This is a genomic window from Agrobacterium sp. CG160-95, from assembly GCF_053521725.1.
This window is the reverse complement of sequence record NZ_JBNWDU010000003.1, coordinates 173,830-192,889: the sequence shown is the minus strand read 5'-3', so window position 1 is coordinate 192,889 and position 19,060 is coordinate 173,830. Positions and strand designations below refer to the sequence as shown.

18 protein-coding genes are annotated in these 19,060 nt (G+C 59.9%); 12 read left to right on the top strand and 6 right to left on the bottom strand.

Annotated features, from left to right (window positions below):
• Positions 1–31 precede the first annotated feature (31 nt).
• Positions 32–952 (bottom strand): hydrogen peroxide-inducible genes activator, encoded by a 921-nt coding sequence (locus tag ACQZ63_RS12315; RefSeq protein ID WP_013761123.1) that lies wholly within the window; start codon positions 950–952, stop codon positions 32–34.
• Positions 953–1,168: 216 nt separating this feature from the next.
• Between ACQZ63_RS12315 and katG the strand changes: the two genes are divergently transcribed.
• Complete coding sequence (gene katG / locus ACQZ63_RS12310; protein ID WP_111804001.1) at positions 1,169–3,340, top strand: catalase/peroxidase HPI; 2,172 nt, start codon at positions 1,169–1,171, stop codon at positions 3,338–3,340.
• Positions 3,341–3,396: 56 nt separating this feature from the next.
• Here katG and ACQZ63_RS12305 read toward each other — a convergent pair whose 3' ends face one another.
• Positions 3,397–3,573, bottom strand: a complete 177-nt coding sequence (locus ACQZ63_RS12305; RefSeq protein ID WP_038495335.1) for a hypothetical protein — start codon at positions 3,571–3,573, stop codon at positions 3,397–3,399.
• A gap of 244 nt (positions 3,574–3,817) precedes the next feature.
• Between ACQZ63_RS12305 and ACQZ63_RS12300 the strand changes: the two genes are divergently transcribed.
• Positions 3,818–4,711: a helix-turn-helix domain-containing protein gene (locus tag ACQZ63_RS12300; protein ID WP_198927084.1), complete on the top strand. Its 894-nt coding sequence runs from the start codon at positions 3,818–3,820 to the stop codon at positions 4,709–4,711.
• Positions 4,712–4,842: 131 nt separating this feature from the next.
• On the opposite strand, the gene ACQZ63_RS12295 is transcribed toward ACQZ63_RS12300, so the two are convergent.
• Complete coding sequence (locus tag ACQZ63_RS12295; RefSeq protein WP_448799210.1) at positions 4,843–6,963, bottom strand: TonB-dependent siderophore receptor; 2,121 nt, start codon at positions 6,961–6,963, stop codon at positions 4,843–4,845.
• A gap of 222 nt (positions 6,964–7,185) precedes the next feature.
• On the opposite strand from ACQZ63_RS12295, the gene ACQZ63_RS12290 reads away from it, so the two are divergent.
• Genes ACQZ63_RS12290 through ACQZ63_RS12275 form a run of 4 tightly spaced genes read left to right on the top strand, consistent with a single transcriptional unit; the run spans position 7,186 to position 11,082 of the window.
• Positions 7,186–8,196: an iron-siderophore ABC transporter substrate-binding protein gene (locus ACQZ63_RS12290; RefSeq protein WP_448799209.1), complete on the top strand. Its 1,011-nt coding sequence runs from the start codon at positions 7,186–7,188 to the stop codon at positions 8,194–8,196.
• The gene (locus ACQZ63_RS12285; protein ID WP_448799208.1) at positions 8,193–9,236 is read left to right on the top strand and encodes a FecCD family ABC transporter permease; all 1,044 of its coding nucleotides are present in this window, start codon (positions 8,193–8,195) and stop codon (positions 9,234–9,236) included. The genes ACQZ63_RS12290 and ACQZ63_RS12285 overlap by 4 nt, the downstream gene beginning before the upstream one ends.
• Before the next feature lie 2 nt (positions 9,237–9,238).
• Positions 9,239–10,273, top strand: coding sequence for a FecCD family ABC transporter permease (locus ACQZ63_RS12280; RefSeq protein WP_448799207.1), 1,035 nt, complete (start codon positions 9,239–9,241; stop codon positions 10,271–10,273).
• Positions 10,270–11,082: an ABC transporter ATP-binding protein gene (locus ACQZ63_RS12275; protein ID WP_112179400.1), complete on the top strand. Its 813-nt coding sequence runs from the start codon at positions 10,270–10,272 to the stop codon at positions 11,080–11,082. The genes ACQZ63_RS12280 and ACQZ63_RS12275 overlap by 4 nt, the downstream gene beginning before the upstream one ends.
• 5 nt (positions 11,083–11,087) lie before the next feature.
• Here the strand turns inward: ACQZ63_RS12275 and ACQZ63_RS12270 are convergent, their stop codons facing one another.
• Positions 11,088–11,471, bottom strand: a complete 384-nt coding sequence (locus ACQZ63_RS12270) for a winged helix-turn-helix transcriptional regulator (protein WP_448799206.1) — start codon at positions 11,469–11,471, stop codon at positions 11,088–11,090.
• A 153-nt stretch (positions 11,472–11,624) separates the two neighbouring features.
• Between ACQZ63_RS12270 and ACQZ63_RS12265 the strand changes: the two genes are divergently transcribed.
• Both ACQZ63_RS12265 and ACQZ63_RS12260 read left to right on the top strand, forming a co-directional pair.
• Positions 11,625–12,014 (top strand): DoxX family protein, encoded by a 390-nt coding sequence (locus ACQZ63_RS12265; protein ID WP_025594944.1) that lies wholly within the window; start codon positions 11,625–11,627, stop codon positions 12,012–12,014.
• Positions 12,015–12,040: 26 nt separating this feature from the next.
• Positions 12,041–12,784, top strand: coding sequence for an SDR family NAD(P)-dependent oxidoreductase (locus ACQZ63_RS12260; RefSeq protein ID WP_004431234.1), 744 nt, complete (start codon positions 12,041–12,043; stop codon positions 12,782–12,784).
• A gap of 87 nt (positions 12,785–12,871) precedes the next feature.
• Here ACQZ63_RS12260 and ACQZ63_RS12255 read toward each other — a convergent pair whose 3' ends face one another.
• Positions 12,872–13,747, bottom strand: a complete 876-nt coding sequence (locus tag ACQZ63_RS12255) for a helix-turn-helix transcriptional regulator (protein ID WP_448799205.1) — start codon at positions 13,745–13,747, stop codon at positions 12,872–12,874.
• Positions 13,748–13,879: 132 nt separating this feature from the next.
• Here ACQZ63_RS12255 and ACQZ63_RS12250 point away from each other — a divergent pair, with 132 nt between their 5' ends.
• The gene (locus ACQZ63_RS12250) at positions 13,880–14,077 is read left to right on the top strand and encodes a hypothetical protein (RefSeq protein ID WP_111828766.1); all 198 of its coding nucleotides are present in this window, start codon (positions 13,880–13,882) and stop codon (positions 14,075–14,077) included.
• 16 nt (positions 14,078–14,093) lie between these two features.
• Positions 14,094–15,545 carry an aldehyde dehydrogenase gene (locus ACQZ63_RS12245; RefSeq protein ID WP_448799203.1) on the top strand — a complete coding sequence of 484 codons (1,452 nt, stop codon included), beginning with the start codon at positions 14,094–14,096 and terminating at the stop codon, positions 15,543–15,545.
• A gap of 30 nt (positions 15,546–15,575) precedes the next feature.
• Here ACQZ63_RS12245 and ACQZ63_RS12240 read toward each other — a convergent pair whose 3' ends face one another.
• Positions 15,576–16,472, bottom strand: a complete 897-nt coding sequence (locus ACQZ63_RS12240) for a choline sulfate utilization transcriptional regulator (protein WP_004431240.1) — start codon at positions 16,470–16,472, stop codon at positions 15,576–15,578.
• A 94-nt stretch (positions 16,473–16,566) separates the two neighbouring features.
• Here ACQZ63_RS12240 and choX point away from each other — a divergent pair, with 94 nt between their 5' ends.
• Together choX and betC are read left to right on the top strand one after the other, a co-directional pair.
• Positions 16,567–17,520, top strand: a complete 954-nt coding sequence (gene choX, locus ACQZ63_RS12235; RefSeq protein WP_448799201.1) for a choline ABC transporter substrate-binding protein — start codon at positions 16,567–16,569, stop codon at positions 17,518–17,520.
• 14 nt (positions 17,521–17,534) lie between these two features.
• On the top strand, positions 17,535–19,049 hold the full coding sequence (betC, locus tag ACQZ63_RS12230) for a choline-sulfatase (RefSeq protein ID WP_448799200.1): 1,515 nt from the start codon (positions 17,535–17,537) through the stop codon (positions 19,047–19,049).
• The last annotated feature ends 11 nt before the right edge of the window (positions 19,050–19,060 follow it).

Sequence of the window (19,060 nt, the reverse complement as noted above, 5' to 3'; positions counted from 1 at the left end):
GGCCGCAGATCCGAGTTGGCCCTCGACACCGTCACGCCGCTGCATCGGCAACACGGCCGAGTTTTTGCAGGCCGCATTCGCGGACGATCTCGGCAATGTGGGTAAACTGCGCCGAGAGCGGATTGCTCTTGCGCCACACCATGCCGATGGTGCGGGATGGTCTTGGCTCTGCCAGCCGAAATACCGAGACGGTGGATTGCCGCGTTTCCATATCGACAGCCATCTGCGGAATGAGCGTGACGCCGATGCCGGCGCCTACCATCTGGACCAGCGTCGAGAGCGAACTGCCCTCCATCAGCACGCGCGGCGGCGCGTTCGTTGTACTGCAGAAAGACAGTGCCTGATTGCGGAAACAATGACCTTCCTCGAGCAGCAGCAGGCGCATTTCACCGAGCTTGCCGGCGCTTGGCACCGGCATCCCCGCATCCTCCATCGGCCGGACCAGAATGAATTCCTCGGAAAACAGCGGAACCTCTTCCAGCGACGCTTCAGACACCGGAAGCGCGACGATTGCCATGTCCAGCCGGGCTTCCAGAAGGTCCTCGATCAGTTTCTGTGTCACCGCTTCGCGCGGGCGCGTTTCCAGTCCTGGATAATGCCGGGTTAGCGTCTTAATGACCTGCGGTAAAAGATAGGGCGCGACGGTTGGAATGACGCCGATGCGCAGGCGGCCGCTGAGCGGGCCGTGCCTTGCCCTCGCCAAATCCTGCAATTCATCCACCGAACGCAGGATCAGGCGGGTACGTTCGGCGAATTCATCGCCGAGAGCGGTCAGCCTGATCTGGCGGCTGCCCCGTTCGACGAGAGGCGCGCCGATCAGCTCTTCCAGTTCCCTGATCTGTAGCGAAAGTGCTGGCTGGGAAATGGCGCACGCCTCCGCCGCCCGCCCGAAATGGCCGATCTTCGCCAAGGCGTCGAAATAACGCAGGTGTTTCATCGATAGTCCAATCATAAGCTGAGCATATCGCAGCCTTTAGAATATACAATTGGAAATTATGGAACCTGGCTGTTAGTCATCGTCATGACAGAAAGAGGATGTAGCTGTTCGGTATCACCAGCGTCACTGCGCGGTTTCCGTAAGGATGATCTGCTGTGGGCTGTGGTTCCAACATGCTGCGCATGTCGAATTGACTATGTCGTTTAATTACTAAACCCATCGGAGGGCGAAATGGACGCAACTTCAAAACCGGCTGGCAAGTGTCCCGTCATGCATGGAGGCAATACGGCCTCCGGTAAATCGGTTACCGAATGGTGGCCGAACGCGCTGAACCTCGATATCCTGCATCAGCACGACACCAAGACCAATCCGCTCGGCACCTCCTTCAATTACCGCGAAGCGCTAAAGTCGCTCGACGTGGAAGCCCTGAAGGCCGATCTGCGCGCCCTGATGACGGAAAGCCAGGAATGGTGGCCGGCCGACTGGGGCAGCTATGTGGGCATGATGGCCCGCGTGACCTGGCATGCGGCCGGTTCCTACCGCGTGACGGACGGACGCGGCGGTGCCAACACCGGCAACCAGCGCTTTGCACCGCTCAATTCCTGGCCCGATAATGTGAACACCGATAAGGGCCGCCGCCTGCTGTGGCCGATCAAGAAAAAATACGGCAACAAGATTTCCTGGGCCGATCTCATCGCGCTCGCCGGAACGATCGCTTATGATGTCGCGGGTCTGAAGACATTCGGTTTCGCCTTCGGCCGCGAGGATATCTGGGCTCCCGAAAAGGACACCTATTGGGGTGACGAAAAGGAATGGCTGGCACCGAGCGATGGTCGTTACGGTGACGTAACCAAGCCCGAGACGCTGGAAAATCCGCTTGCCGCCGTGCAGATGGGTCTCATCTACGTCAATCCAGAAGGCGTCAACGGCAAGTCCGATCCGCTTGCGACAGCCGCGCAGATGCGCGAAACCTTTGCCCGCATGGGCATGGATGACGAAGAAACCGTCGCGCTCACCGCAGGCGGCCACACCATCGGCAAGTCGCACGGCAATGGCAGCGCCGCCAACCTCAGCCCCGATCCGGAAGCAGCAGGCCCCGAATATCAGGGTCTCGGCTGGATCAACACCAAGGGTCGCGGCATCGGCCGTGACACCGTGGTGTCCGGTATTGAAGGTGCCTGGACAAGCGAACCGACCAAGTGGGACAACGGCTTCTTCGACATGCTGTTCAAGCATGAGTGGACATTGACGCACAGCCCGGCTGGCGCGTCCCAGTGGGCGCCGATCACCATTGCCGAAGAGGACAAGCCTGTTGACGTCGAGGATCCCTCGATCCGCACCATCCCGATGATGACCGATGCCGACATGGCCCTGAAGGTCGATCCGATCTACCGCGAGATTTCGCTGAAGTTCAAGGATGACCAGGACCACTTCTCCGAGGTCTTTGCCCGCGCATGGTTCAAGCTGACCCACCGCGACATGGGCCCGAAGTCCCGCTACTTCGGCCCGGATGTTCCCGCAGAAGACCTGATCTGGCAGGATCCCATCCCGGCAGGTTCCACGAGCTACGATGTCGCTGCCGTAAAGGCAAAGATCGCCGCTTCCGGTCTGGCGGTCGCCGATCTGGTCTCGACCGCATGGGACAGCGCCCGTACCTTCCGTGGTTCGGACAAGCGCGGCGGCGCCAATGGTGCGCGCATCCGCCTTGCGCCGCAGAAGGACTGGGAAGGCAACGAGCCCGCCCGTTTGGCCCATGTGCTTTCGGTGCTGGAGCCGATTGCCCGTGAGACTGGCGCCAGCATCGCTGATGTCATTGTTCTCGCCGGCAACTACGGTGTTGAGCAGGCGGCGAAATCAGCCGGCTTCGATGTCGCCGTGCCTTTTGCACCCGGTCGTGGCGATGCCTCAGCCGAGCAGACTGATGCAGACAGCTTTGCGCCGCTCGAGCCGCTGGCGGATGGTTTCCGCAACTGGGTGAAGAAGGACTATGTCGTCAGCCCCGAAGAACTGCTGCTGGACCGCGCTCAGCTTCTGGGCCTCACGGCGCCGGAACTGACTGTTCTCATCGGTGGCCTGCGCGTCATTGGCGCCAATTACGGCGGCGCAGCGCATGGCGTGTTCACGCAGACTCCAGGTGCTCTGACCACCGATTTCTTCACAACGCTGACGGATATGGCCTATTCCTGGGTTCCGACCGGCGGCAATCTCTATGAGATTCGCGATCGCAAGTCCGGAGCAACCCGATATACGGCGACCCGCGTGGACCTCGTTATCGGCTCCAACTCCATCCTGCGTGCCTATGCGGAAGTTTACGCGCAGGACGATAACAAGGAAAAGTTCGTGCGTGATTTCGTCGCCGCCTGGACGAAGGTCATGAACGCCGACCGTTTCGACCTTGTCTGATAAGGCTGACTAGTCCAAAAAAGCCCCTCACTGAGCGATCAGGGAGGGGCAATTTTCTATCTGCGGTCGGAGGATGGAACCGGTTTTTCGGGTGATGGCTTTTCGCCACTATCCCCCGGCGCCTTGCCGCCCTTTTCATTCTCATGCGCATCCGGCCCAGCGACGATGACGCCGCGGCCCTGCTCTTCGCGCTTCTTGTCGGCGAAATCGCCGGGTTCCTTTTTGTCGTTCATAGTGATCTCCCTTCGTGATTTCATTTGTCTGGAGATCAAACGGCTGGTCGGGGCAGAGGTTCCAAGGCTCACATTGGAGCGGGATCGACTGGCAGCACAGCAATGTTTTGCATTACAACCATCTTTGCTATTAACATGAATTGATAAGTCATGTTATTGCGGCCTCATATGGTGGAGCGTGCGGCGCCGTTATCGTGACGCGCATGTCTTACAACCTCGGCTCGACAACTGAACGGTACCCGCATTGAGTTTCTGGCACTCCATGACCTGGCACACGGAAGGGATCAGCGTCACTGCGCCGGTCAAATGGCGCCAGCTGGACGGGCTCGTCAGCGCTTTCTGGGAGGCAGAGAGCCAGATGGGCGCGAAGGGTTATTACCTGGCCGCCGATCCGCGTATCATGATATTTTTCAACGATGTCTCGTCGCGCATCAGCATTTCCAACCGCGACGGCGAGTTCACGCAGCATTCCCGCCCCATGACGCGGGCGGTCTATGTGCCGGCCGGTGTTCCGATGTGGACGAGCAGCAATGCTACGCACAGGTTTTCGCACCTCAATCTGCATATCCACAAGGACCGTCTGCTGCGTTTCCTGTCGCCATCGGTCGGCAGTTCGGCGGCGATGACAGCCTTGCGCCGCCCGGTCGAGATACAGGATATCGGTTCGGTTGAAACACTGGCTGGACTGCTCGTCGATGAACTCGCCGAGCCTTCGAAACATGCGGTCTATGCGGAAAGCCTTGTTGGCAGCATCGTTGCCGGTCTTCTCGATATTCCCGGATCTTCGCCGGAACAGGTAAATGGCAGGCTGACGCAGGCGCAGATGAACAAGCTGCTTTTCCGTGTCGAAAGCCGCGGCGACGACCGCATGACGGTTGCAGAAATGGCCGACATCGTCGGGCTTTCGGAAAGCTGGTTCGCAACGGTGTTCCGCCAGACAACGGGCAAGACGCCGCTGCAATGGCAACTGGAGCGGCGGATAAGCCTTGCTCAGAAACTTTTGCTCGAAGGCGATCTGACGGTGGCCGATATTGCCGCCCAGCTAGGCTTTTCCGATCAGGCCCATTTGACCAAAGCCTTCCGCCAGTCCGTGGGCAATACGCCAGCCGCCTGGCGGCGCATGCACAGGCTGCTTTGAATGGTCGCCTTGCCGTGCGCGCGGAGCGGGTTCGGCGCATGCCTTGAACTTCGTTCCACGTCACCCCAGGGGATGACGTGGAACGTTAGGATGGTTACGTAGTATGTTGAAAAGTAGGGATATACTTACCCTCACCACGTCTTGCGCAGCGTAGCCGAGAACGCTCGGCCGGGGTTGTAGAAGTCTGCGCCGAAACCGCCATAAGAGACGTGCTTCTCGTTGAAGAGGTTGGAGACATTCACCTCCAGCGAGGTGGTTTCCTGGATTTTGTAGCTGAACGCTGCGTCCATGGTCACGCTGCTGCCGGTCGAAACCTTGTTCGCGTCATCAAAATAATACGCACCGGTGAAGCGTCCGCCGAGCCCGAAGGTCATGTCGCCGCGTTTGTCGTTGCCGGCCAGCGTGTAGTTTACCCAAAGCGAGGCCTGATGTTCAGGCACGAATTGCGGGCGGTTGCCGACATTGCCAGCGATGCCGTTTTCGGTGATTTCCGCGTTGAGATAGGAATAGGCCGCCGTCAGGCTCAGCTCGTCGGTAACCTCCGCCTTGGCCTCGAGGTCGAGACCGCGCACGCGCACCTCGCCGATGGTGGTGGGCAGGCTGGTGATCGGGCTGGTGACGGTAATATTGTTCTTCTTGAGGTCGTAGATCGACGCCGTGAACAGGGCAGGGAAGGCATCCGGGTGATACTTTACGCCAAGCTCGATCTGCTCGCCGCGTTCGGGCTCGACGGTCAGGCCCGAGGCCGGCACCACGGATTCGGCGTAGCTGATATAGGGCGCGATCTCGTTCGTGACCTTGTAAGACACGCCGATGCGCTTTGTCAGTTCGCTGATGTCGCCGCTTGCCGTCGTGCCGTTCAGCCTGTTGGTCTGGTCGGTGTCGATCCAGTCATTGCGCAGACCGGCGCTGACGGTCAGCCTGTCGAAGAAGGTCAGGTCCTGCTGGAGGTAGATTGCCCTTGTCTTTTGATCCGTCAGCGAGCTGGCGTAGAGCGGCACCGAAGCGGGCGCACCGGTATAGACCGGGTTCAGCCAGTTGATGCCTGGCGCAGAACCGAAGTAGCTTTTGCTGCCGGACGAGTAGTCGTTATAAAAAACGCCGACAAGGCTGCGGCTTTCGACGCTTTCGAACGTCGCGTCATATTGCAGCCGGGTGTCGATCAGGAAATTCTCGGTTTCGGTCTCGTTGCCGAAATAGGAACGGTTGGCGATGGTCGAGCCATTGGTCGGTGTGGACGAGATATACGCATAACCGAAATCGGTATTTGTCTTGCTGTAGCGCGCGTTCGAACTCAGCGTCAGGCCAGAGCCGAAATCATGGTCGAACATAACGCTCAGCGAATTGCGGTTGGTGCCGCGGTAATTATAGTCCGGTTCACCGAAGAAACGGCTCCTGTCGAAATGCGAGCCGACCGGATGGCCGCCGCCGCCGGGAACGCCGTCCTTGTTGAGATGATCGTAAACGACGGTGAGGCTGGTGGCATCGGTGGGCCGCCATGTCAGGCCGCCCATGAAGAATTTTTCATCGTCGCGGGAATAGTCATATTCCGCGTCGGCATTTCTGAGCTTGCCGGTCAGGCGATATGAGAGGGTGTCGTCGCTGGTGATATTGTCGCCGAAATCGAAGCCGGTTTCTGCGCGGCTATAGGAACCGCCTGTCACATAGACCTCACCAAAGCGGCTGCGTTTGGGAACCTTGGTCGAGTAGTTCACCGAACCGCCGGGATCGGATACGCCAAAGGTCGTGGAATTGCCGCCCTTCAGGACTTCCACGCGCTCATAGGCATAGGTCTCTTCGCGCAGCGCGCCGAAGGGACGGCCGAGCGTCAGCCCGTCGCGATAGGTGTAGGCGTCGAAACCGCGAATCTTGAAATAGTCGAAACGGTCGTCCGAGCCGTAGAAATCCGTGGTCACACCTGCCGTGTATTGCAAGGCTTCTTCCACGGTCTGCACGCCACGCTGCTGCATTTCCTTGGCGGTGATGACGGAAACGGCGGCCGGCGTATCGAGAATGTCGGTTGCCATCTTGCTTCCGCTTGTGGTGCGGGTGGCGACGATCGACTTCTGGTCATTGTCACCGCTGTCGATGGTGATGCGCTCGAGAACCGTGCTACCGCCCGTATTGGCTGCCTCCTGTGCCAGCGAACGAGCGGGAAGTACCGTCGCAAGCGCCGTGCAGGCAAGAAGGGCTGCCTGCCCATAGCGCAGTCGCGCGGTCCTGCCGTTGACGCCATTCATTTCAGTGTTCATTGCTAAATTCCAGAAGTTGATGCCCCAATCGCCGCTTCCACGGCCCGCTCTCGAAGCGCCCAATAACTTGAGAAAGTTTGTCCGGTATTGTAACTTTTTGCGGTTTTGTACAAAACCCCGGAAATTTCACCACTGTTGTGGCGGCATTTCCTCACCGGGGTTGACGGGGGCATGTGAAGCTGAGAGTTCAAGTCCACTTTTGAACCGTTGAGAGCTTCGCCCATGCTTTTCCTGTTTCGCTGCCTCGCGCCGGCATTCGTGTTTTTCCTGTCGATGATCGCGCCAGCCATTGCTTCGGCGGAAGAGGCGACGCGCTATCCCGTCGTCATCAAACACGCCTTCGGCACGACCACGATTGCGAGGAAGCCTCAGCGTGTCGCGACCGTCGCCTGGGCAAACCACGAGGTGCCGCTGGCGCTCGGCATCGTGCCCGTCGGTTTTGCCGCTGCCAATTTCGGCGATGATGACGGTGATGGATTGCTGCCGTGGGTGGCGAAGCAGCTTTCTGAATTGGGTGCTGCAAAGCCTGTTCTGTTTGACGAGGGTGATGGTATCGATTTCGAGGCCGTGGCGGCAACGCAGCCGGATGTCATCCTCGCCGCCTATTCCGGCCTCAGCCAGTCCGACTACGATACGCTAAGCCAGATCGCACCGGTCGTTGCCTATCCCGTGTCACCGTGGGCAACCGACTGGCGCGAGATGATACGGCTGAACAGTGCCGGGCTTGGCATGGCGCCGGAAGGTGAGGGGCTGATCAAACGCATCGAGGGTGAGATCGCGCAGGTGGCTGCCGGCCATCCGCAGCTGAAAGGCAAGTCTGCGATGTTCGTCACTCATCTCGATGCCACCAATCTCAGCGTCGTCAATTTTTATACGGCCAATGACAGCCGGGTGAAATTTTTCACCGATCTTGGGCTGACCTCGCCGAAGAGCGTGGCGGAGGCGACGAAACCGGGGCAATTCGCCGCCGGCGTCAGCGCCGAGCGAGTCGATGCCTTTGACGATGTCGATATCGTCGTGACCTACGGCAGCCAGCCACTGCTCAAGGCGATGCGGGCCGATCCGCTGCTTGCCCGCATGCCCGCCGTTGCCCATGACGCCATCGTCATGCTGGGGCGTGATCCGCTCGGCACCGCATCCAATCCCACACCGCTGTCGATTTCCTGGGTTTTGAAGGATTACGCCGATCTTCTGGCGAAAGCAGCGGATAAGTCCTCCGGTAAAGTGAAATGACAATGGAAGGGCCTGCCAAAGGTCCGGCCGTGCTGCCAGGTGGCCGCTCCAACCGCATGCGGACCGCATGGCTCAGCGCCGTGCTGGCGCTTCTGGCGCTGCTATGTGCGCTTTCCGTGGCGATTGGCACCCGTGACGTCACGTTCGCTGACATCACGGCAGCGCTTGCCGGTCGCGTGGAGACGGTGGCGGAAGCGGCTGTGGCGGTTCGCCTGCCGCGAACGCTGCTTGCCCTGCTGTCCGGGGCAGCGCTCGGGCTCGCTGGCGCCATCATGCAGGGCGTTACGCGCAATCCGCTTGCCGATCCTGGTATTCTTGGCGTCAATATGGGCGCATCACTTGCCGTCGTTATCGCCATCGTCTGGTTCGGCATTGCCTCGGCGCAGGCCTTTATCATCACGGCGATTGTCGGGGCAGGTGCGGCTGCAGTTTTCGTTTATGTCGTCGGCTCGCTCGGACGGGGTGGGGCAACGCCGCTGAAACTCGCTCTGGCCGGTGCCGCCACCTCTGTCGCCTTCTCCTCACTCGTCATTGCCGTCGTGCTGCCGCGCAGCGATATTGCCGGCGGCATCCGTTCCTGGCAGATCGGCGGTGTCGGTGGTGCGACCTTTGACCGGATTGAGACCGTGCTGCCGTTTCTCGCCGCCGGTTTTGCCATCAGCGTTCTTTCGGCACGCAAGCTGAATTCTCTGGCGCTTGGTGATGAGTTGGCTGCCGGTCTTGGCGAGAATGTCGTGGTCGCGAGAGCCATCGCATCCTTTGGAGCTATCCTCCTCTGCGGTGCGGCGACTGCCATCTGCGGGCCAATCGGTTTCGTTGGGCTGGTCGTTCCGCATCTCTGCCGCCTGCTCGTTGGCGTCGACAATCGCTGGCTTCTGCCGTTTTCCGCGCTCGGCGGCGCCTGTCTGCTGCTTGCGGCCGATATTGTCGGGCGCATCGTGGCGCGGCCGTCTGAACTCGATGTCGGTATCGTCACCGCCCTTGTCGGCGCACCTTTCTTCATCTGGATCGTCAGACGTCAGCGGGTACGCGAACTGTGAACATGCACACGTCCGTCATGGAAACATTGGTTTCCAACCGTCACGCCCGCCAGCGCCGGCGTCGCCTTGTCATTGCAGCCCTTTCAGCTCTTTTGATCGCGGTTTTCGCATTGACGCTGATGCTGGGACAATCCTTCACGCCGCCCGGCGACGTCCTGCGGGTGCTGCTCGGAGAGGACATTGCCGGGGTCACTTTCACGGTCGGGCAGTTGCGCCTGCCACGCGCGCTGCTCTCCGTTCTCGCGGGTCTGAGCTTCGGGCTGGGTGGTGTCGCCTTCCAGATCATGCTGCGCAACCCGCTTGCGAGCCCTGACATTATCGGCATCAGTTCCGGCGCAAGCGTGGCAGCGGTGTTTGCCATCGTTGTCCTGCATCTGAGTGGACCGCTCGTTTCGGTGTTCGCCGTCGTCGCCGGGCTTGGCGTCGCATTGCTGGTCTATCTACTGTCCTTCCGCAACGGGGTTGCCGGAACGCGGCTGATCCTTGTCGGTATCGGCGTTTCGGCCATGCTCGAAAGTTTCATCGCCTATATCCTGTCCGTTGCACCGGCCTGGACGCTGCAGGAGGCGATGCGCTGGCTGACGGGCAGCGTCAACGGCGCAAAACTTGCCCAGACGCTGCCGCTCTTCGTCGCGCTCATCCTTTTTGGCGGCCTGCTGCTCAGTCGCGCGCGCGATCTCGAGGCATTGAGGCTTGGCGATGATACGGCCGCGGCGCTTGGGGTCCAGGTGGGGAGAACGCGCATCATCGTGATTATCGCCGCCGTCGGCATGATCTCCTTTGCCACGGCAGTTTCGGGGCCGATTGCTTTCGTCGCCTTTCTGTCCGGGCCGATTGCCGCGCGCATCGTTGGCAGCAATGGGTCGCTGCTCATTCCGGCTGCGCTCGTTGGGGCAGCCTTGGTGCTGGTGGGCGATTATTGCGGCCAGTTCCTGCTGCCGGGCCGTTACCCGGTCGGCGTCGTCACCGGCGCGCTCGGCGCGCCCTATCTGATCTACCTTATCGTGCGGGTAAACCGCAGCGGAGGCTCTTTATGACCAGCCACTCCCTTTCCGTGAACCGTCTTTCGGCCGGATACGGTGATAGCCTCATCATCGAAGGGCTGGATCTTGTCGTTCCGCGCGGCCAGATAACCGTCATCGTCGGCGCCAATGCCTGCGGCAAGTCCACGCTTCTTCGCAGCATGTCGCGGCTTATCTCTCCCCGCGCCGGGCAGGTCCTGCTCGACGGAAAGTCGATCCACCGTCTACCTTCGCGCGAACTTGCAAGACGGATGGGTCTTTTGCCGCAGTCACCGATTGCGCCCGAGGGCATCGTCGTTGCCGATCTGGTCAGCCGCGGCCGGCACCCGCATCACGGCCTTTTCGCGCGTTGGTCGCGCCAGGATGATGAGGCCGTGGCCGCAGCCCTCGTCGCCACCGATACGGTCGAACTTGCCGAGCGGCCGGTGGACGAACTCTCCGGCGGGCAACGGCAACGCGTATGGATCGCCATGGCGCTTGCCCAGGAGACCGAGATATTGCTACTCGACGAACCCACCACCTTCCTCGACATCAGCCATCAGGTGGAAGTGCTGGATCTTCTGACGGACCTCAACCATGCCCGTCAGACCACCATCGTCATGGTGCTGCACGATCTCAATCTCGCGGCGCGCTACGCTGATCATCTGGTCGCCATGACCGGTGGAAAGCTGCACATCTGCGGCACGCCGGAGGAGGTGCTGACGGAAGAAAACGTGCGGCACGTCTTCGGCATAGAAAGCCGTGTCATCGAAGACCCGACGTCGGGCAAACCAATGATGCTGCCGATCGGGCGGCACAGGACGGCGGCGCAACGGCCGCAATAATCCATCTATTTTTGCGTTGACCGTCTGCGTCCACGGGTGGTGGTCTTAACCGGAACGCTCGCGCCGTACTCGTTCCACCATGCCATCAATGCCTCCATGGTCGGGCCAAGTCCTTTCGCCTTTGCCGTAATTTCATATTCCACGCGTGGCGGAACCTCTGCAAAGACGGTGCGAGAGACCAGTCCATCGGCCTCGAGCTCACGCAATTGGGAGGTCAACATGTGCTGTGTGATGCCGGGAATGGCTTTGCGCAGCTCGTTGAAACGATAGATCCGCTGGTTGAGAAGCCACATGATTTCGAGCTTCCACTTGCCGGAAAGCAGCGCGAAAGCGCGACGCATTTCCTCGTGCATGTTAATGGTTTCACCGCCATTAGTCTGGTTTTCCATACTTACCACGCCAAATTCATCCTACTTGCGCATATTCATTCAATAGCACATTTTCCATGTGAACGCCGGATCATGAGCCCCAAGCTGTTCCGGAACAACGAAAATATTGAACAAATCAAGCTGCCGAAGACATTCGGCGGCAATGGATATCCCATGTCTTCATTCTATATCTACTGGGTCGCAACAACCCTTCTCGTCCTGCTCTATCTGGCGTCGGCAGTCACCTACGTCGTCAAATCCGACTGGGTGAGGGAGACGATAACCGGCTTCGGTTACCCTGCATACCTTGTGCCTCTTCTGACGGCGGTGAAGATCGCCGCCGTCATCGCCATCCTTGCGCGGTTCAACGTCGCCATCAGCGATCTGGCGTATGCGGGGGTACTGTTTCACCTGCTGCTGTCCGGCCTTGCGCATATCGGCGTCCGCAAACCTGCCGGCGCACTGCCTGCCGCCATCGGGCTCGGGCTGCTCGTCGTTTCCTTCGCCATGCAGAACGCTGCACGCGAAGTCCCATCCCCCTATGCCCTTGCACGGCAGCTCTGACGCATTCATCACGAAAGGAAATCAAAATGGGAAAATTGACCGGAAAAGTAGCCATCGTGGCGGGCGCTGGCAGAGGGATTGGCCGTGCGACGGCAGAACTCTTTGCAAGGGAGGGCGCCAAGGTCGTGGTATTGTCCTTGACGCCTGCAAATGTGAACGCGGTCGTCAGTCAGATACAATCCAGTGGTGGCACCGCGCTCGGCATCGTCTGTGATCTTGGCGATGGCCAACAGATCACCCGGGCTGTGGCTGAGGCAGCGGAGGTATTTGGCGGCATCGACATTCTCGTGAATGTCGCGTTCGACCCGACTGTCGTCCACTCCCCGATCCTCGAGCTGACAGTCGAGCAACTGCAACGAAACCTCGATATGGGGCCGATCGCCTATCTTCGCATGATGCAGGCTTGTTATCCGTACTTGAAGGCCAGTGGCGAGGGCCGGATCATTAATTTCGCGTCGCTGGCCGGTATTCTCGGCATGTCGCCGTATGGACCTTACAACCTTGCCAAGGAGGCCGTCCGCGCCCTGACGAGATCTGCTGCGCGCGAATGGGGTCCTGACAATATCACCGTGAACAACCTGCTTCCCGTTGCCGACACCTGGGGTGCGGGCGTCGACGCTCCTGCTCCCACGAATGCCCTTGGTCGTTACGGTTCCCCTGAAGAGGATGTCGCTCCGGTCGCTCTTTTCCTCGCAAGCAGCGATTCGAGGTTCATTACAGGCTCGAGCCTGACACCGGACGGCGGCCAGATTATCGACAGCGCCCGTTAACGCCCCGTTGGAGTGCCGGGCAAACAGGCCGGCACTTCGCTCCGTTGTCTCTTCTGCCTGTCCTGATTTGCACCCGCCGGGCAGAACTCAAGGCCATGCGGCATAGGACGGCGGTGCAACGTTCTGTATGCGCATCGCCATTCGCCGGAAACGGCCTGGAGACGTGCCTTCATTGCGGGTGAAGAAGCGGTTGAAATACCCAGGATCCTGAAATCCCAATCGAAACGCAATTTCAGCGACTTGCAGTGAAGAGTTGAGAAGAAGATCACGCGCTTCGGAAAGCAGTTCGCGGTGAATATAGGCCTGTGGTGAAAGCCCCGTTGCCTTGCGCACCACAAATCCAAGACGTTCACGGTTGACGCCGAGTTGGCCCGCATAGTCTTCCACGCCCCATTGGTCGCGTTTGTGCTGACTGACAAGTAGCACAAACCGCTCCGTAAGTCTGCCTGCGGTGGAAGCCGCGCCCGCGACGTCGGCCATGGCATGCTGGCAGATGCGGATAAGGGTGACGGATAACAGGCTGGCGATAATCGTATCCGATCCTGTCGATGACCGGAAACTCTCATCCGCGATGGTGTCGAGATAACCCGCCAGTTCCTGGCTGTCCTTTTCAGCCAACGTCCGGGTCAGAACGCGCTGCAATGTGCTGCGCACCATGATTGCGCTCGTTCCGGTTGGCATGGCATGCGCAAGGCCGATTTCGGTCGTTTTCAGCAGTGATCCGCGGCTTCCGGCATTCAGCCGCAGGCGGCCGACGGGGCCGGAGGCAGGCAGCCAGGCCAGCCCCGGCGCGGTAACCACAAGTGTCTTTTCGCCCTGAATGATCTCCGCTTCACCGGCTGAGACGAGGACAAAATGGGCTGCGCCCTGTTCCAGCTTGAACTCCGACATGCGCAGGGACGACGTCAGCATGCGCGCCGTCGTTTCGATCCTGTTAGCAGCTATCTGGCCGTGATGCGGCATTCACCCTCCAAAAGTACAATAATGCACTACATTAGTGCATTTTATATGCGCCTGTCGTTGCTAAACTTCCATCAGCGCAGGGAAGCCTTGAGGAGAATGGCAATCCCGCTACTGCGCCGTTGGAGGAAAATCATGAATGGTATGAAGCGCAGAACGCTGTCCTGCCTTGCGCTGGCGCAACAGGTTGTTCGCGGAATCTCTGCCCTTGTCGATCGCGATTATCTGCTGGAAGCCGGAAGGATCGCAGGGGCGGGGACGGCAGCAGCCCTTTCCTCCCGTCCCACCGTGCAACGGGCGTTTTTCGGCGGTGCCGCCGCCACCATTTTCTGAATTCAGGAGGAAGACCATGCAGACTGTCAATCTTTTCATCGGTGGCGACCATTGCCCAGCCGCAAACGGCAAGCGTTTCGAGCGCAACAATCCGATCACCGGCGACCTGGCAACCAGTGCGGCGGCGGCAACGCCTGAGGATGCCACACGTGCGGCCGATGCCGCAGCCGCAGCCTTTCCCGTCTGGTCGGCAACGCTGCCCGGCGAACGCCGTCGCCTGCTTCTTGCCGCGGCGCAGGCGCTCCGCGATGCCGGGCCGCAGATTACGCTGGCGATGAAAGAGGAGATTGGCGCGACGGATGCCTGGGCCGGTTTCAACGTGATGCTGGCCAGCGACATGCTGGTCGAGGCGGCCAGCCTGACGACCCAGATAAAGGGCGAAATCATTCCCTCCAACCGCCCGGGAACCACGGCGATGGCACTTCGCCAGCCGGCAGGCGTGGTTCTGTCCATCGCGCCATGGAATGCACCAGTCATTCTCGGCGTACGCTCCATCGCCACGCCACTTGCCTGTGGCAACACCGTGGTGATGAAGACCTCGGAGCTTTGCCCGCGCACCCATGCGCTGATCATCGAGGCCGTCGCTTCGGCAGGTCTGCCGAAAGGTGTGCTGAACGCCGTCTCCAATGCGCCGGAAGATGCGGCGAAAATCGTTGAAACACTGATCGCCCATCCGGCTGTCAGAAGGGTGAATTTCACCGGTTCGACCCGCGTCGGTCGTGTCATTGCGGAAACGGCGGGCCGTTACCTGAAGCCAGCGCTTCTGGAGCTTGGCGGCAAGGCACCCTTCATCGTGCTTGATGATGCCGATATCGATGCGGCAGTCGCTGCGGCCGCCTTTGGCGCTTACATGAACCAGGGCCAGATCTGCATGTCGACGGAACGCATCATCGTACTCGACAGCGTTGCCGACGCCTTTGTCGAGGCCTTTGCCAAAAAAGCGGCGAGCCTGAAGGCTGGAGACCCTCGCGAGGGAAAAATGCCGCTTGGCTCCTTGGTAAGCGCCGAGGCCGCATCCCGCATCCGGTCGCTGGTGGATGACGCCGTTGCCAAAGGCGCACGCCTTGTGGCCGGCGGAGGCGGCAATGGTACCATGCTGGATGCGCTTGCCGTCGATGGCGTGACCTCTGCGATGCGGCTCTATTCCGAAGAAAGCTTCGGCCCAGTCGTTTCCATCATTCGCGCCGGCAGCGTCGATGAGGCAGTCAGTATCGCCAACGAAACCGAGTTTGGTCTTTCCGCAGCTATTTTCGGCAGGGATCAGGCAAAAGCACTCGCGGTAGCCGGACGCATCGAAAGTGGCATTTGCCACATCAACGGACCCACCGTTCACGACGAGGCGCAGATGCCGTTCGGTGGGGTGAAGGCCTCCGGTTACGGCCGTTTCGGCGGCACGGCGGGCATTGCGGAATTCACCGAACTGCGATGGGTCACGCTGCAGGACGGACCGTTGCATTACCCGATTTAAGCCGGAAGCATCACCGGCTGGCTGGTCACGTCAACGCTTCTCGTCGATCAGCCAGCCGGTGAGTTTTCTGACCGCACTGTCGCTGCTTTTCGGCCTCAGCAACCAGTAGCCGCGACCCGGCGCATCCAGACTCGGGCCTGCGGTCACCAGCACGCCTGCCTCGACCAGCGGATCGACCAGTCCCGCCCAGCCGAGGGCAAAACCCTGTTCGCCGATCGTTGCCTGAACCACCATGGTGTAATTGTTGAAGCTGATGTCTCCGCTTTCGTTTTCCGCGCCTCTCAGCACGCCGAAATGCTTGAAATAGGACGCCCAGTCGAACCAGTGCGCCTGTGAGGTATTTTCGAGGTGGATGAGTTTCAGCCGCGAAAAATCAGCCACGGTTTCGGGTGCCGACTGCTCCGCCAAAAGCGCCGGCGAGCAGACGGGCGTGACCTTCTCCGAAAGCAGCAGCACCGCGCCGTCGCCGGCATCCTGCCGCGTGCCGAAGATGATCATCACGTCGCTGTCGTGTTTGCCCTGTCCGAGCGGATCCTGCGTGGCGACGATCTGGATGTTGATGTCAGGATTGAGCGCGCGAAAACCATGCATGCGCGGGATGAGCCAGAGAGAGGAGAAGGCATAGTCCGTGTGCAGGCGGATTGTCTGCCGTTCCTCCGTTCGGCGAAGTTGCTGGGCCAGAAGATCGATGGCATCGACATTGCGCGAGACGATCTCGAACAGCTTTAGCCCCTCGGCCGTCAACTCGATGCCGCGATGTTTACGCCGCACCAGTGCAACGCCCAGATCGTCTTCCAGCCGGCGGATCTGATAGCTGACAGCTGGCTGGGTCAGCCGCAGGGACGCCGCCGCTGCCGTCAGGCTGCCGCGACGGGCGACCTCTGTAAAAATGCGCATCCATCCAAGATCGAGCGGCCGCTCTGTCATAGAAATTCCTTATATCAGTCATCGAAAAATACCCGCTTCACAGGCAAAAACAATGTGGTGTTCAATAAACTGGACTAATAAAAGGGGAGCCGCAATGAAAACCGTTTCTCGCATGCACCGCATCGCCGCCGGTCTGTTTTTGTCCGTGGCGGCCTTCTCCACCCCGCTTTATGCCGCCGATGATGCGGCCTGCAAGACCATTCGCCTCAGCGATCCCGGCTGGACCGACATCACCGCCACCAATGGCGTCGCCTCGGTTCTGCTCGACGCTTTGGGGTATGAGGCTGACGTCAAGACGCTGTCGGTGCCGATCGGCTATCAGGCCATGAAAAACGGTGAGATCGACGTTTTTCTCGGCAACTGGATGCCCGCCCAGAAATCCTTCGTTGACGACCTCAATGCCGCCAAGGCGGCCGACGTGATGACGAAAAACCTTGAAGGCGCCAAGTTCACCCTGGCAGTGCCTTCCTATATGGCCGAAAAGGGCGTGAAGGATTTTTCGGATCTTGCCAAACACGCTGACGAATTTGAAAGCAAGATTTACGGCATCGAGCCGGGCGCACCCGCCAACCAGAACATTCAGAAGATTATCGATGCCAATGATTTCGGCTTGAAGGGCTGGCAGCTTGTCGAATCCGGCGAGCAGGCGATGCTGGCGCAGGTGGAACGGGCCGGAAAAGACAAAAAGGCGGTCGTCTTCCTAGCATGGGCGCCGCACCCGATGAACGAGAAGATCGATATCGCCTATCTCTCCGGCGGTGACGCCTATTTCGGCCCGAATTTCGGCGGTGCCGAGGTCTATACGCTTGCCCGTACCGGCTGGCCGCAGCAATGCCCGAATGCGGCGACGCTTTTCAAGAACCTCAAATTCGATATCGGCATGGAAAATACCCTGATGGGTTCCATTCTCGGTGGCGAGGATTCCAAGGCGGCGGCAGCAACGTGGCTGAAGGCCAATCCGACATCGCTGGATGGCTGGCTGCAGGGCGTTACCACGCTGGATGGCAAGCCGGGTGCGGATGCCGTCAAAGGCAAGCTTGGCCTCTGAGACTGTAGGGTGAAATGCCGCGTCCCAATATCCTGATCCTGATGGCCGACCAGTTCAACGGGACGTTTTTTCCCGATGGCCCGGCCGATTTTCTCCATGCGCCACATCTGAAAGCGTTGGCGGAGCGGTCTGTCCGTTTCGCCAATACCTATACGGCAAGTCCGCTTTGCGCGCCTGCCCGGGCTTCGTTCATGTCCGGTCAATTGCCCAGCCGGACGCGCGTTTACGATAATGCCGCCGAATTCGCGTCGGATATTCCGACCTATGCGCATCACCTGCGGGCAGCTGGTTATTACACCGGCCTTTCCGGAAAGATGCATTTTGTCGGACCGGACCAGCTGCACGGCTTCGAAGAGCGTCTGACGACGGATATTTATCCGGCGGATTTCGGCTGGACGCCTGATTATACCAAGCCGGGCGAGCGGATCGACTGGTGGTATCACAATCTCGGTTCGGTCACCGGCGCGGGCGTTGCCGAAATCACCAATCAGATGGAATATGACGATGAGGTTGCCTATCACGCAACCCGCAAGCTCTACGATCTGTCGCGCCGGCTCGATGACCGCCCGTGGTGCCTGACCGTCAGCTTCACCCATCCGCATGACCCGTATGTGGCACGGCGGAAATTCTGGGATCTCTATGAGGATTGCCCGGCACTCGATCCGCAGATACAGGCGCTTCCCTTCGAGCAGCAGGATCCGCATTCAAAACGGTTGCTGGAAGCCTGTGATCATCAGGCCTTCGATATTTCACCCGACGAGATACGCCGGGCGCGGCGCGGTTATTTCGCCAATATCTCCTATATCGATGAGAAGGTCGGCGAAATTCTCGACGTATTGAAGGCGACGCGGATGGAGGAGGACACGATCATCCTGTTCCTCTCCGATCATGGCGACATGCTGGGCGAGCGCGGCCTGTGGTTCAAGATGTGCTTTTTCGAGGGCTCGGCCCGTGTGCCCTTGATGATCGCGGCACCCGGCTGGCAACCGGTGCTTATCGACGCGCCGGTTTCGACGCTGGATGTCACACCGACGCTGTGCGGTCTGGCAGGCCTCGATATTACCTCACTGAAACGCTGGACGGATGGCGAAGACCTTGCGGCTTTGGCTGCGGGAACAGGCGAGCGCGGGCCGGTGCCGATGGAATATGCCGCCGAAGGTTCGATTGCGCCACTCGTCGCCATCAGGGATGGCCGTTACAAGCTCTCAGTCTGCGAAGCGGATCCGCCGTTGCTCTACGACCTCGAGACGGATCCTGAAGAGCAAATAAACCTTGCCGGCAATCCTGAATTCGCGGATGTGCTGTCATCGCTTTCGGCTGAAATCGGCCGACGCTGGCAGCTGCCCGTTTTCGACGCATCGGTGCGGGAAAGTCAGGCGCGGCGCTGGGTGGTCTACAAGGCGCTGCGAAACGGCGCCTATTTCCCGTGGGATTATCAGCCGTTGCAGAAAGCCTCGGAACGCTACATGCGCAACCACATGGACTTGAACGTGCTGGAGGAAAACCAGCGTTTTCCACGCGGGGAATAACGCTGGCAAGG